Genomic DNA, 13,955 nt, shown 5'->3' with positions numbered 1-13,955 from the left:
CCCTCTTGTTCCCACTTTTTAAGCATAGATACAAACTTTAATCTGTGTTTAAAAAAATAACATTATTTCTAAAAATTTAATATATTCAAAATAAAAAAGCAATAGTTGTTTTCCGACATTTCATTGACTTTGCGATTTTTCTATAACTTTTTTTCACAAAAAAGCCTTTCCTTTAGTATCTAAGAGAAGGAAAGGCTTAAAAAAATTATTATTCTTTAATTGCTTTTGATAAGGAATCGGAAGTAATTTTCCAATGGGACGCATTCCACACCGGTTGCCCGTTTTTAAATAAAATTGCCTGTGGGGATTCGTGCTTAATTCCATATGTTTCAGCAACATAGTTGGAAAGCGCACGCGCTTCCTGGACGGCAAGGTAAGCGGTATTAACATCTGTATGGTCCTCAAGGAAACTTTCATATTCTTCAAACGCGGCGCCGCTTATAGGACAGGTTAAGCTGTGCTTGATTAGCAAGAAGCTGTCCTTAGTTGCAAGCTGTTCAAATTGCTCTTTTGTTTCAATTTTGTTTGCTGCCATCATTCGTCTCCTTTAACCAGTGCATTTTGGACTGAAAAAGCGGTGAAGTTATCTTACCACTTCACCGCCTGCTATTACAAATATATTACCTTTGCAAATTTATTTTCGTTCTTTAATTATACCTTTTTTCCGTATCTTCAAACGCTTTTTCAGTTTCCTCGAATGCTTTTTTCGTTTCATCCAGTTTTAACTGGGCAGCATTCTTTCCAGGTGACGTACTGGAGGATGAAGTAGCATCTGCTGTAGTATTACCCATATCAGCAGCTGTATAGTCATCTGCTGTTGCTTCCGCGGACAAGTCGCTCCCAACCTCATAATCTGAAGAAACGGATGACTCTGTTTTGCTGCTATCATTCTGTTTCATGTTCTTAACTTTATCCATTAATCCGGCAGATTTGCTTGTGACCATTTCAGTTACGGCGTTCGTTTTTTCACGTGCTGTTTCTGCCAGTGAGCCGCCCTTTTCCATAGCTGTTTGTTTTAACTTATCTGTTTTTTCACCAAGGGTCTTAACCTGTACATTAAGATCGTTCCGCAGCTCTTTACCAGGCTTTGGCGCCATGAACAAGGCGGTAGCAGCTCCAACAACGCCGCCGATGATCGCTCCAATTACGAAATCCCTTGATCCAGTTTCGTTATTTCGCTCCTGATAAGGCTTTTGATAATCCCTTGTATATTCCTGATACTCTTTTTGAATCATATTATTTTTGCTCCTCTCAATTTTTAATAAGTGTATTCTTTACGAAAGTTTCCATGCTCTTATCTGGATCTTAAAAATCTTTTCTTAGGAAGATTATCGGTTTCCATAGCTTCCGTCTCCGTCACTCCAATGGCAGAAACACCGGGAAGCTGTTGGTTCTTACGAGACTTCCATTTGTCACGGATTTCCATGGCTACATTGCTCCATTGCACAATCTGGGAAATTTTCTCCTGATTGTTATCTATGCCTGCCTGAACTTGGTTAGAGACCTTTTGAATGGAAGAATTAAAGCCTTTAATAGATTCTCCCACACCCTTTACCGCATTGACTACGGAGTTAAGGTTTTCAGATTTCTTTTGCAGATCCTCTGCTAGTACGTTCGTTTTATGCAGAAGTGAAGCAGTTTCTACGGTTACTCCTTGCATTTGCTTTTCCAGCCCATCCAACGTGTGCGCCACACTATCAAGGGTGGTCTGCAGCGATTTTAAGGTTCTTGATAAGAAGATCACCAATACTAAAAACGCAATGGCCGCTACCGCAGCGCTTAGATATAAAATAATTTCCATAGGACACCTCCGTTATTTGTTCCAGTACATCTTGTACCAATTTATTTGTTAAATACCCATTCACTTTCATTATAAACGTAATTATTTTTCCAGGTATAGCCTTTAAGCGAGCGCTTTTTAAAAATTGCATGCCATGATTATTATTTTCTTGCAGATCAATATTTAAACAATCATTCATGAACATTAGACAGTCATCGGGTACAATATGTATGGTAACATAAGAATCATACGGAGGAATTAAATATGAAAGATCCTAGAATACAAAAACTGGCGAGTAACTTAATCAATTATTCCGTAAAGCTTCAAAAGGAAGAAAATGTATTGATTGAAAACTTTGGCTTGCAGCGTGAGCTGGTCATGGCACTTGTAAAAGAAGCATATGAGGCTGGCGGCAATCCATTTGTCTTGTTAAAAGACCAACAGGTCGACCGTTCGTTATTAATGGGTGCCAAGGACAAACAGTTCAATATGTTGGCTGATTTTGAAGCAAATGTCATGAAGAAAATGGATGCTTACATCGGCCTGCGCTCAGGAGATAATATCAATGAGCATGCCGATGTTCCTTCCGAAAAAATGGCAATCCACGGTAACACGATTGGAAAAAAAGTCCATAGAGAAATTCGTGTCCCTAAAACGAAATGGGTAGTGCTTCGTTATCCGAATTCTTCCATGGCCCAGCTCGCAAAAATGAGCACGGAAGCGTTCGAGGATTTTTATTTCGATGTTTGCAATCTGGATTATGGAAAGATGAGCGATGCAATGGAAAGCCTTGTGAATCTGATGGACCGGACCGACCAAGTCCGTATTACCGGACCAGGGACCGATTTGTCCTTCTCCATAAAAGGAATAAAATCAATTAAATGTGCTGGTGAGTTAAATATTCCGGATGGGGAAGTTTATACTGCACCTGTAAAAGATTCTGTTAACGGGATGATTACATACAACACGCCTTCCCCATATCAGGGCTTCACTTTCGAAAACGTAAAGCTGACCTTCAAGGACGGAAAAATTATTCACGCAGAAGCCAATGACACAGAGAGAATTAACAAAATTTTTGACACTGATGAAGGTGCCCGATATATCGGTGAGTTCGCAATCGGTGTAAATCCGTATATTCTTCATCCAATGCAGGACATCCTTTTTGATGAAAAAATCGATGGCAGCTTCCACTTTACCCCAGGGCAATGCTACGATGATGCATATAACGGTAACCATTCCAATATCCACTGGGATATGGTGAATATTCAACGCCCCGATTACGGTGGCGGTGAAATTTATTTTGATGGCATGTTAATTCGCAAAGATGGCCGCTTTATGATCCCCGAACTTGAAAAGTTGAATCCGGAAAATCTTAAGTAAACGATAAATGGAAAAACTCCTTAAGGGATTAGTCCCTTCAAGGAGTTTTTTTAAGAAATTCGATCAAGCATTAATGAGACCAAGAGGCCAAGCGCAGCCATTAAACCTGTTATTGGCCCACTATCTTCATATGCTTCCGGCATCATACTTGATGCAACCATTGCTATAATACCACCTCCTGCAAATGCAGCTATACCAGACATCAGGTGTTCTGAAGCCCCATTAAGCAAGATATATCCTCCCCAAGCACCAAGAGTCGATATAGCGACTACTGCAAACCAAAGCAGCAATATTTTTCTCCTGGAATAACCACTGTTTTTCATTCCATATGTACTGGATAATCCCTCAGGAATATTACTAATAAAAATAGCAATAACCAACAGGAAGCTTACCGTTTGTTGTTCAAGCAGGCTGGCTCCTATAATAATCGATTCTGGAACAGCATCCATAATGGTACCAATAAAAATGGCCAGCCCTCCACCTCCAACAGCTTTTTGTCCCGACCTTTTTCTATCGGAGCCTCCCTTTTTTGAAATGGCATAATCAAAAATTGTAAAAATGACAGCACCGGATACAAATCCGATAGTAGTTGGTGTAAGCCCTCCATCGTTAACTGCTTCTCCAAGCAGTTCATAAGACGCAGCTCCAATTAGAACTCCAGTACCAAACGCCATGATATCACCAATAATTTTTTTCGGAATGGAAAAATACAGGGAGATTATAGCACCTAAAAGAACCGCTGATCCTGAAATCGAGCCCCACATTGCCGCCAACCACATCGATATCCCCCCTTCATCAACCTAAACAGTTTAGGAAAGCTTAAAACTTATTTTGATAAATTGATAACTGGCTATCAATAGCCTTGTCAATATACCCATAAGGCCTTTTTTCAAACTACCCATATAATGGGGATGGGCTTGTAGAAGAAGTCTGGATGTCAATTACATAATGTGGACATAGTTCTTAAAAATATTCCCAGGGTCCAAATCTACTACAATTTAAGCGGTGAATATTTTTATATGCCTTTTACGTACAAAAACACCTCCGAGCATGTTCATACATTGGAACATAATCGAAGGTGTTCGTACTTGTTGCATTCATTTTTTGTTGAGGATTTCTTTTAGAAATCTCTAGTTTATTTTTGATTCGTTTTTTCAATTAGTTTGCTGGAGCAATTGTTCGTAAGCCACTTGGAACTTTTGAATGTCGCCGGCACCCATAAATAGGATGACAGCACTATTATGCCCTGCCAGTGGCGATGTATCTTCTTCTGCAATGACCTCTGCACCGGGAATTTTTTCCCGGAGATCTTCAATGGAAAGCTTGCCCTGATTTTCACGGGCCGAGCCAAAGATTTCGCAAAGATACACTTTATCGGCTAAGTTAAGGGCCTCTGCAAATTCTCCTAGGAACGCCTGGGTCCTAGTATAAGTATGCGGTTGGAATACAGCTACAATTTCCCGCTCCGGGTACTTTTGTCTAGCAGAATCGATTGTTGCTGTAATTTCGGTAGGATGGTGCGCATAGTCATCAATGATAATTTGGCGTCCTGCTTCCTTTTCAGTAAAACGGCGTTTGACCCCGCTAAATGTGAGTAGCTGGGCTTTCACTATGTCTGTATCCAGGTTCTCATAATTACAAAGGGCAATGACCGCTAAAGCATTGAGCACATTATGATTGCCATATGTCGGTATGGTAAATGTGTCATAGAATGTATTTCTGACAAAGACATCAAACGTTGTTCCTGAAGCTGATGTTGCCACATTTCTTGCTTGAAAATCATTTTCCTCGGCAAAACCGTAAAAGATTACCGGTACCTTGGCCTGAATGCGCTGGAGCTGTTCATCATCTCCACAGGCAATGATCCCTTTTCCAACCTGCAAGGCCATTTCTTGGAAAGCCTGAAATACATCTTCAATGCTGGAATAATAATCAGGATGATCGAAATCGATATTCGTCATGATTGCATAGTCAGCATGGTAGGATAGGAAATGGCGTCGATATTCACATGCCTCGAATACAAAGTATTCCGCGTTCTCCTCACCTTTACCAGTCCCGTCACCAATTAAGTAGGACGTAGGTTTGGCCCCACTCATGACATGGGAAAGCAAGCCGGTCGTTGACGTCTTTCCATGTGCCCCGGTCACCGCGACACTGATGAAATTTTTGAGGAAATCCCCAAGAAAACGGTGATAACGAATAACAGGCAATCCAAGTTCCATTGCCCGTGTAATTTCAGGATGAGTATCGGGAAATGCATTTCCAGCAATGATTGTCATACCCGGTTTTATATTTTCTTCGTTGAAAGACAGGATGGGTATTTCCGCCTTTTCCAAAGCAGCTTGGGTAAAGAACGTTTTTTCAATATCGGAACCCTGAACCTCATAATTCATATCATTCAGGACTTGAGCCAATGCACTCATCCCTGAACCTTTGATACCAACAAAATGGTAAACAGTCATAAATAGAACCTCCACCAGTCGTCTATCTGTATGACAGTATATGACGTTTTCTGTTTTTTGCCTATCGCCTTCAGCACTCCTATCCCACAATTAAAGCGAAGGGCAGGCACGTTTTTCTCTGCTGTAATGGGCTAAAGCATTTATATGAATGAATTTTTATTATATCACTTTTTCGCATAGTCCACCATGTCAGGAATATTTCAATTATTACAATAAACCAAAGTTAGTTCTTCTATTACCGTTTCGGTGTTACTCTACCTTTTCAAGGCGAGGATTTGGACGGTATTTACGCCCTGCTTTTGCCTGAGGCTTTCCATTTAACATAACATTATCACCAGTAAAACTGACGGAGATCTTCAAGAGGCTGCTTCCGATGCCATACATATCCACCGGAACTCCCTCTCTTTCAAAGTCCAGGATTCTTTCTTCTGTGAACCCTCCGCTAACCAGGATGCGGACATGCTGGAAGCCCTCCTCATCCAACGCCTTTCGAAGGGCAAATATCAGCTCCGCATTCACCCCTCTTGGGTCGAAGGAGCCCAAAAGATGCTGATTTCGAACAAAGTATTTATCAATCATGGTCCTGGATGTATCCACCCGGACCCCGCGCAATTTATCTCCAAATGCCCTGGCCAATTTTAATGAATCAGTAATGGCGTCATTGTTGTAATCAACGAGCGCAATTAATTCATCTTCCGGATACTTTTTATGGTACGCCTCTGTAGCCGCTACAACATCTCCGTTGAATAGCTGGATCAGCGCATGAGGCATTGTCCCCATTCCCTTTTTACCCCACCATTCGCTCATGGCATGGGTCGCCTGGGCAGTGGCTCCTCCGATATACGCGGCATATCCATCCCCAGCCTGCTGGGTAAAATGATCATCCCGGTCACCCATGAAAATGACAGGCTTTTGAATTCCTGAATAGGCAGCCGCCTTAACGACATTATATACATTAGTGGCTACTGATGTTCTGCGAGCAAGTATTCCGTCAATAACCCCCTCCAGATACCCGAATTCCTGATAAGGTCCTGTAATGGTAAGGACCGTTTCAAACGGGCTGATTTTATCGCCATCCTTTAACGAGTGGATTTCGAGCGAGTCTGGATGGTCTGCAAACGTTTTTATCAATGCCACCACTTCATCCGTCCCGCATAGCACGGCATGCTTTCGTTGAAAAAACTGCATGGTGACCGTGTGATCGGGGCAAAACTCTTCTGCTATTTCCTTTGTTTTTAGAAAGTAAACGGCAGAAAACCAACCTTCTTTCACCCTATCATCAAATTTAAAGGTTTTATTGGTAAGTCTCTTTATTTCTCCCTTTAATTTCAATTCAATTTCCTTCATCCCTGGCAGCTCCCCTAATTCCTAATGAAAACCTTTTCTGATGCAGATCGGGGATCATGCAATCCCCGATCCTAGAAAATATTGAATAATACTATTATCTTAAACCATTGCAGGTAGAATAAAAGCGTTAATTTCCGCCATTCGATTCAAGAATGTATTCAAGCTCCTCTACAGATATTAACACATCCCGGGGTTTACTACCTCTTGATTCGGACAGGATTCCTTGCCGCTCCATCATCTCAATCAATCTCGCAGCCCTGTTATAGCCTATATGGAACCTTCTTTGAAGGCTTGATGCAGACGCCCCGTTTTGGTTCACCGCAAATTCGCAAGCCTCATAAAACAATTCATCCGTTTCTTCGATAACCTGCGCCCTGCTTAAAAGTTCATCCTGCTCAAACAAATAGTTCGGCTCTTGCTCTTGTTTTACATGGCCCACCACTTGCTCAATCTCGTCATCAGAGACAAAGGTTCCCTGAAGACGTACCGTTTTTGACGAACCATTTTCAGCAAACAGCATATCACCTTTACCAAGCAACTTTTCGGCGCCGCTTGCGTCAAGAATTGTACGGGAATCCACTTGAGAAGAAACAGAAAAAGCAATCCTTGTCGGGATATTGGCCTTAATCAGTCCCGTAATAACATCTACTGACGGCCGCTGGGTGGCGACAATAAGATGGATTCCACATGCGCGCGCTTTCTGCGCAATCCGGCAAATCGCTTCTTCCACATCCGCTGGGGACATCATCATCAAATCGGCCAACTCATCGATGACCACGACAATATAAGGCAACTTATCAGCATGTTGGCCGGCTCTGTCAGCCAATTGATTAAAACGGCCAATATCCCGTACACCTGTATGGGCGAATAATTCATACCGGCGTTCCATCTCTTCAACGGCCCATTTTAAAGCTGCAGTGGCTGCCTTCACGTCCGTAATAACCGGGCTTACCAAATGTGGAATCCGGTTATAGGGGGCAAGCTCTACCATTTTCGGATCGATTAGAAGCAGCTTTAATTCCTGCGGCGTTGCCTTATACAACAGGCTGACTAGCATCGTATTGATGCACACACTTTTACCCGATCCTGTGGCACCTGCGATCAAACCGTGAGGCATTTTCTTCAAATCCGTCAGCATCGGCTGTCCTGAGATATCCAGCCCGAGCGCTACCGTTAATGGTGACCCGTCTTGTTGGAAGGCATCGCTTTCGAGCACCTCCCGTAAAAATACCGGCTTACTTTTGCGATTCGGGATTTCAATACCGATCGTATGTTTACCCGGGATGGGCGCTTCCATACGAATATCCTGTGCAGCAAGGCTTAGTTTGATATCATCTGTTAAATTAGTAATCTTATTTACCTTTACACCAGGTTCTGGCTGCACCTCAAATCGTGTAACCGCCGGTCCCTGAGTTACATTCACAACATGGGCCCTCACATTGAAATTCTTTAGCGTATCATTTAATAGCGTTGCCTGGTCCTGCAGCCATTCCTGGTCGCTCTCCGCATGCGCAGGTGGTGACAATAAATCGATTGACGGAAAAGCATAATATGGCAGGTCTCTATCCTGCTCATCAGCAGCTGCAGCTTTTTCTTCAAATTGCATTGCCCCCGCTTCGATCACTTTTTTCTGAAGAAGGAATGATTCTGAATCAGCCCCTTTTTGCCCAAGCTGAATTGGATCAGGATCGGTAGCTTTTTCAATCTCAATTGGCTCTGCCTCGACAGTTTTTTTCACCATCTCAATTGGCTCTGCCTCGACAGTTTTTTCAATCTCAATCGGCTCAGGCTTAGCTTGTTTTTTAGTTATCTCATATTCCTCAAAATTCTTGTCGTTTGAACCCTCTATGTTTAGAAATGTGCTTTCCTTTCTCTTTTGCTGGAATCGGTCCCTGTCCTGCTTTGTCATCACGACATTGAATGGAATGTGTTTCTTCTGGGACGTGGTTGGAGGTGCTTCGGGTTCCTCCTTCAATACTTCTTCTTGAACCTCTTCCACGACTTGTACGGCAGGAAGGTCTTGTACGTTAATAGCCTCTGGCTTCAATTCAGGGCGAATTGATTCCTCCTCAAACTCTTCCATAGCTTGTATCTCCTCAGGAACGCTCTCTTCACCACTAGGGGTGGAGAGCACTTCAAGGACTTCCGCGTCGTTATGCCTTTCGTCGTCCTGTTTATTTCCCATAAGAGGTACACTCATTTCCAGACTTGCTTCTTCATGGTCTTGTCCGTTTTGCCCAATAATAACATTGGCTTGTGATGATACTGCAATTTCAGATATTGCAGTATGTTTATCTTCACTTGTTTGCTCAGCAGCTTCTATTTCAAAGCTTGTATCGGACCCATGAAGGGTATAGCCCGTGCCGTCCTGCTTCTCTTTGTCGCTTTCCGTTTCACCTTTACGGTAGATGGCAGGAATATCATCCGGGAAGTTTTTAGTTTTTAGCTGTTGTGCCGGCTTACTTTCAAGCTCAAATTCTACTGTATCATCTGTATCCGGGGCTTGCTTATCCAGCTGCTTATCCGGCCGCTGCTTGAATCCATATATTGGAGAAGGGATTTCCGTTGGCCGAAATGGTACGTTGGAAGGTTCTATTTTTTTTGGTTTGCTGCTCTTTGGCTTGTCGGCTAAACCATTGGGCTTTTCGCCTTCTGATTTTTCTTTTCGGACTCCTTGTTTCTTGTTTGAATTCCGTACGGGCTCATGACTATTTCTTTTTTTCCGCGAAAGGTTTTCATCCGGGATGACAGGAAATTTAAAACGCCCTTTCGGATATTGATATAACACCTTTGTATCAGGATCATTGGTTCCTGCTATGTTTATAGTCCTTTGCTGCCTGTTTGGTTTGGTTTCCTCTTTCAGCTTTGTGATGTCTATTTTTTTCAAAGTTTCTTTATCAATGGGCTCGTCGACGATGATTTCTTCTATTTCAATAATTTCTTCATCCTGAAACCATTTCTTTATTTTCTTAAACCACTTCAATCATTATCACTCTTTCCATTGATCGGACTTATAGCTGGATGACTTGCAGCCAGTTTTCACCTTACCATTTTAACAGTAATTCTTAAAATATCGAGCAAAATTGTGTAGATTGGTACAATATGAGGAATGATTGGCCAATCATGGGAAAATAAAAGGCAAATAGCGTCAAAATAAAAAAGGATGGGATTCCGATTTTGCGGAAAAGACCCATCCTTGCTGCTTTTTTACTAACCCAAAATAATTAAGTTTCTTAGCCTTTACTCGCTTCGTTTTTTATTTTTCCCCAGAATAAAGACTGGTTCCAACCCTTCTTCTTCATAAAGGAAGGATAACGCCGTGATTGGGACATGCCCGCTCGCGAAGAAACTCATCGCCATTTGGGCCAAGACATCATAACCAGTGTCATTTTCCACATCAGCGATAATGATTACATCCTGGTGAGGGATCGCGATGGCCATGGTTCCGTTCATTTTGCCTTTCATCTCTTTTAACCAGGACTCATTCAAGATTCTGCTCGCATCGTATCCATCGTTAGTATTCAAGAAATAAAAAGTATTTCCGGCAACGGTATCCGATTTTACCGGAGTTGGAAGAGAACGTACGTTGAACCGGGCTATCTGACGGATCTGTTCAGCGTCCCAACTTTCTTTCGCGAGCAGGCCTTCATCTATCAACCGGTAAGTGTTTCCAAGGTCTAATGCATAATAAATCCTCGTCTCGGCTGTATGATCATCAAAAAGAAAACGATTCCCTTCAGTCGCCTCTTGTGGAAAAGATGTAGACCTAATTACCGGATAAATATTTTTTTCACGGCCTGCAAGTGTATGTTCTTCTCCCATGACGTTGAGGGCTTCTTCCACATAATAAACAACCTCGTCTACTGCTTTTTCCTTAATTGTTTCCCATTTTGCGATAATACCAGGCAATTCGATGGTTATCCCTTTACCAGTCGTTGTATTTTCAATTCTGAGCACATCTTTTTTGCTGTCAAACGTAAATGTCCGATCGTTTGATTGAAGTCGCTCCTGAAGAAGATCCTTCATTTTTCTACCGTCCATTTTCAAATGATTTCCCTCCTTTTACACCAATCGTGCCCGGCATAAGCTAGGCTAACCGTTAACTGGTACCTGCGCCATTGGAAAAGTTATACTTCGTTTTTAGTATAAAAAAATAAATCGCCCCCATACGCGGACGGGGGAGAAAGCCAATTATAAAGAGTTGATGAAATCCTCGATTTCCTGCTGTGTTTTGCGGTCTTTGCTGACGAAACGGCCTAATTCTTTCCCATCTTGATACGCTATGAAGCTCGGGATGCCATAAACGTCATTGGCGGCACACACATCAATGAATTTGTCACGGTCTACATAAACAAAAGTAAAATCCGGATGGTTTTGTTCAATTTCCGGAAGGACAGGTTCAATCACCCTGCAATCAGGGCACCAATCCGCAGAAAATAGAAAGATATGTTTCCCAGCGTTTTTTAGTTCATCATATTGTTCTATGGTTTCTAAATGTTTCATTCTTTTTTCTCCCTTCCCTATTAAATTTCTGCAATCATCTCTCCAAAGACTAGTGATAATCTGTCCAAAATTAGAGTTATTTAGCCAACAGGAGAAAAATCTGTCCAAAATCCAGATTATTATTGCGGAAATTCAGGTAACTTTGTCTCAAAGCTCAAAATATATTTAGCCAGCCAATGTCGCAATCTATGCCAAATGATTTATTTTGATATTACCAAACAAAAAGACAGCATACCAATAATATGCAACCTTGATTACACATGTCCATATTAGTCATGTTACACTTATCTTCAAGGACATCTTTATGAATCAGCTGAAACTTTATTTGTGAAAAAATGAGTCTGGAGGAGAAAATATGGAAATGACAGTTTATTTGGCAGGCGAGATTCATAGCAATTGGAGACATGAGTTGAAGGAAAAGGCACAAGCGTTGCAGCTTCCGTTGAATTTTGTCGGTCCGATGGAAGATCATGAACGCTCTGATAATATAGGGGAAGAAATTCTCGGGACGCAGCCAACAAGTATTTTAAAAGACGCCGCTGCATCGCAGATTAATAATCTCCGCACAGAGCTGCTTATGAAGAAAGCAGATCTAGTCATTGCTTTGTTCGGGGAAAAATACAAACAATGGAATACTGCCATGGATGCAAGTGCAGCACTCACTCTAGGAAAACCGCTCATACTGATTAGACCGGAGGCCCTTCACCATCCGTTAAAGGAACTCTCGGCCAAAGCGAATTTAACTGTTGAGTCCGTAAACCAGGCCCTGAAGGTTCTCTCCTATGTTTTTGACATTGAATAAAAAAATCCTTGCCAGCTAAAACCTGGCAAGGATTTTTCTCATTAAGGGCAAGATTGCTGCTTGTTTTTCATATTTTTATATTCAATTTGACCGATCAGCATTTTCATTATATGACTGAACATGCCAGTCCTGGTGATTCGTTCATTGGTAAAAACGCCAATGGCCCCTTCTTTTTTCCTGATGCCTTTCTTTTTTGTATACTCATCCATTACAGGGCCCAATTCCTCACCTAAAATGAGTCTTTCTGCGATTTGGTCAGGTAAAGGGACCCTAGCACCGCCAGCAATAAAGAGATTGCCTTCCCGGTCAGCTAGAGCGCCCCAATTGCAGAGAAACATGCCATATTTTGTTTGTACAACTCCGCCCTCTAGCCCGATGCCGATATCCGCATCGCTCTGTCTTAGACAATTCCTGGCCCGGTTAGACGCTCCCTCTATGGTCTCTTCATCCGAGAAGGGCTGGTCAGAAACGCCGGATAAGGCGTGTATTTGAATAATTTCCGCAGTCTCTCCATAAGCTTTCCTCACAGCCTGAACCTTCGCGGGGTTACTGCTCCCTACTGCCACTGTTATCATAAATTAACCGCCCCATTACCCGTTATTCTTGATGCTTTCGACTGTACTTTTATCACAGGCTCGGACTAACTTTCCAATAAGCTCACGCGCTGCCGCATAATCATCGACATGGATCATAGAAGCATGAGTATGGATATATCGGGAACAGATTCCGACCACAGCGCTCGGCACACCTTCATTTGCAATATGCACCTTTCCAGCATCTGTCCCGCCCTGAGAAACATAATACTGGTAAGGAATTTTATTGGATTCAGCTGTATCCAAGATAAATTCACGCATTCCTTTATGAGTAACCATGGAACGGTCAAAAATCCGCAATAAAGCCCCCTTGCCTAACTGCCCGAATTCTGATTTACTACCCGACATATCATTTGCAGGGCTTGCGTCCAAAGCAAAGAATATATCCGGCTTGATCATGGAAGCGGCTGTTTGCGCCCCTCTTAGCCCTACTTCCTCCTGCACCGTCGCTCCCGAAAATAAAATGTTTGGCAGCGTGTCATCTTTTAAATCCTTTAACAATTGAATCGCAAGGCCGCAGCCATATCGGTTATCCCATGCTTTTGCAAGGATCTTCTTCTCATTTGCAAGAGGGGTGAATGGACAGATAGGCACAATTTGCTGCCCAGGCTTAACACCTATCTTCTTCACATCTTCCCGATCATCCGCCCCAATATCTATCAGCATATTTTTCATTTCCATAGGCTTGGAACGGAGCTTCTCGTCAAGCAAATGAGGCGGAATCGATCCAACTACACCGATAATCGGACCGTTATCTGTAATAATCTGTACACGTTGTGCCAGCAGCACCTGGCTCCACCAGCCGCCAAGAGGCTGGAAGCGAATCATTCCATTTTCCGTAATGGAAGTCACCATAAACCCTACTTCATCCATATGTCCAGCAACGAGAATTCGTGGTCCGCTCACATCACCCTTTTTTACCCCGAAAACGCCTCCTAGTTTATCCTGTACGATTTCATCCGAATACTTTTCCAATTCAGAACGCATAAATTTTCTTACGGCATGTTCATTTCCAGAAGTTCCTGGCAATTCCGTCAATGTTTTGAACAAATGTAATGTTTCCTGATCCATATCTCTACCCCTTCATT

At 42.4% G+C, this 13,955-nt stretch carries 12 protein-coding genes and 1 pseudogene; 2 read left to right on the top strand and 11 right to left on the bottom strand.

The window, feature by feature from the left end; translation table 11 throughout:
* Positions 1–208: 208 nt before the first annotated feature.
* The 3 genes from ytxJ to CUU64_RS19240 all read right to left on the bottom strand — a co-directional run bounded on the left by ytxJ (position 209) and on the right by CUU64_RS19240 (position 1,801).
* Positions 209–535 carry a bacillithiol system redox-active protein YtxJ gene (gene ytxJ, locus CUU64_RS19250; RefSeq protein WP_101635290.1) on the bottom strand — a complete coding sequence of 109 codons (327 nt, stop codon included), beginning with the start codon at positions 533–535 and terminating at the stop codon, positions 209–211.
* Positions 536–647: 112 nt separating this feature from the next.
* Complete coding sequence (locus CUU64_RS19245) at positions 648–1,235, bottom strand: YtxH domain-containing protein (RefSeq protein ID WP_101635289.1); 588 nt, start codon at positions 1,233–1,235, stop codon at positions 648–650.
* A 59-nt stretch (positions 1,236–1,294) separates the two neighbouring features.
* Positions 1,295–1,801 (bottom strand): DUF948 domain-containing protein, encoded by a 507-nt coding sequence (locus tag CUU64_RS19240; protein WP_101635288.1) that lies wholly within the window; start codon positions 1,799–1,801, stop codon positions 1,295–1,297.
* Between the two features lie 243 nt (positions 1,802–2,044).
* Between CUU64_RS19240 and CUU64_RS19235 the strand changes: the two genes are divergently transcribed.
* Positions 2,045–3,160, top strand: a complete 1,116-nt coding sequence (locus CUU64_RS19235) for an aminopeptidase (protein ID WP_101635287.1) — start codon at positions 2,045–2,047, stop codon at positions 3,158–3,160.
* Positions 3,161–3,210: 50 nt separating this feature from the next.
* Here the strand turns inward: CUU64_RS19235 and CUU64_RS19230 are convergent, their stop codons facing one another.
* The 6 genes and pseudogenes from CUU64_RS19230 to CUU64_RS19205 all read right to left on the bottom strand — a co-directional run bounded on the left by CUU64_RS19230 (position 3,211) and on the right by CUU64_RS19205 (position 11,472).
* On the bottom strand, positions 3,211–3,939 hold the full coding sequence (locus CUU64_RS19230; RefSeq protein WP_101635286.1) for a ZIP family metal transporter: 729 nt from the start codon (positions 3,937–3,939) through the stop codon (positions 3,211–3,213).
* 375 nt (positions 3,940–4,314) lie between these two features.
* Positions 4,315–5,622, bottom strand: coding sequence for a UDP-N-acetylmuramate--L-alanine ligase (gene murC / locus CUU64_RS19225; RefSeq protein WP_101635285.1), 1,308 nt, complete (start codon positions 5,620–5,622; stop codon positions 4,315–4,317).
* 249 nt (positions 5,623–5,871) lie between these two features.
* Positions 5,872–6,969 carry a nicotinate phosphoribosyltransferase gene (locus CUU64_RS19220; RefSeq protein ID WP_101635284.1) on the bottom strand — a complete coding sequence of 366 codons (1,098 nt, stop codon included), beginning with the start codon at positions 6,967–6,969 and terminating at the stop codon, positions 5,872–5,874.
* Between the two features lie 127 nt (positions 6,970–7,096).
* Positions 7,097–8,518, bottom strand: a pseudogene (locus tag CUU64_RS23250) (DNA translocase FtsK); the annotation flags it as partial.
* Positions 8,519–10,209: 1,691 nt separating this feature from the next.
* Positions 10,210–11,010: a DUF1444 domain-containing protein gene (locus CUU64_RS19210; RefSeq protein ID WP_101635462.1), complete on the bottom strand. Its 801-nt coding sequence runs from the start codon at positions 11,008–11,010 to the stop codon at positions 10,210–10,212.
* A gap of 150 nt (positions 11,011–11,160) precedes the next feature.
* A complete protein-coding gene (locus CUU64_RS19205; RefSeq protein WP_101635283.1) occupies positions 11,161–11,472 on the bottom strand; it encodes a thioredoxin family protein in 312 nt (103 codons plus the stop codon).
* Positions 11,473–11,827: 355 nt separating this feature from the next.
* Between CUU64_RS19205 and CUU64_RS19200 the strand changes: the two genes are divergently transcribed.
* Complete coding sequence (locus CUU64_RS19200; RefSeq protein WP_101635282.1) at positions 11,828–12,274, top strand: YtoQ family protein; 447 nt, start codon at positions 11,828–11,830, stop codon at positions 12,272–12,274.
* A gap of 41 nt (positions 12,275–12,315) precedes the next feature.
* On the opposite strand, the gene CUU64_RS19195 is transcribed toward CUU64_RS19200, so the two are convergent.
* Together CUU64_RS19195 and CUU64_RS19190 are read right to left on the bottom strand one after the other, a co-directional pair.
* Positions 12,316–12,846, bottom strand: a complete 531-nt coding sequence (locus CUU64_RS19195; RefSeq protein ID WP_101635461.1) for a DUF84 family protein — start codon at positions 12,844–12,846, stop codon at positions 12,316–12,318.
* A gap of 18 nt (positions 12,847–12,864) precedes the next feature.
* Positions 12,865–13,938: a M42 family metallopeptidase gene (locus CUU64_RS19190; protein ID WP_101635281.1), complete on the bottom strand. Its 1,074-nt coding sequence runs from the start codon at positions 13,936–13,938 to the stop codon at positions 12,865–12,867.
* Positions 13,939–13,955 lie beyond the last annotated feature (17 nt).

The organism is Bacillus sp. V5-8f (assembly GCF_002863565.1).
Classification (GTDB): domain Bacteria; phylum Bacillota; class Bacilli; order Bacillales; family DSM-1321; genus Peribacillus.
The sequence above is the reverse complement of the archived record's forward strand: the minus strand, read 5'-3'. Positions and strand labels throughout refer to the sequence as shown.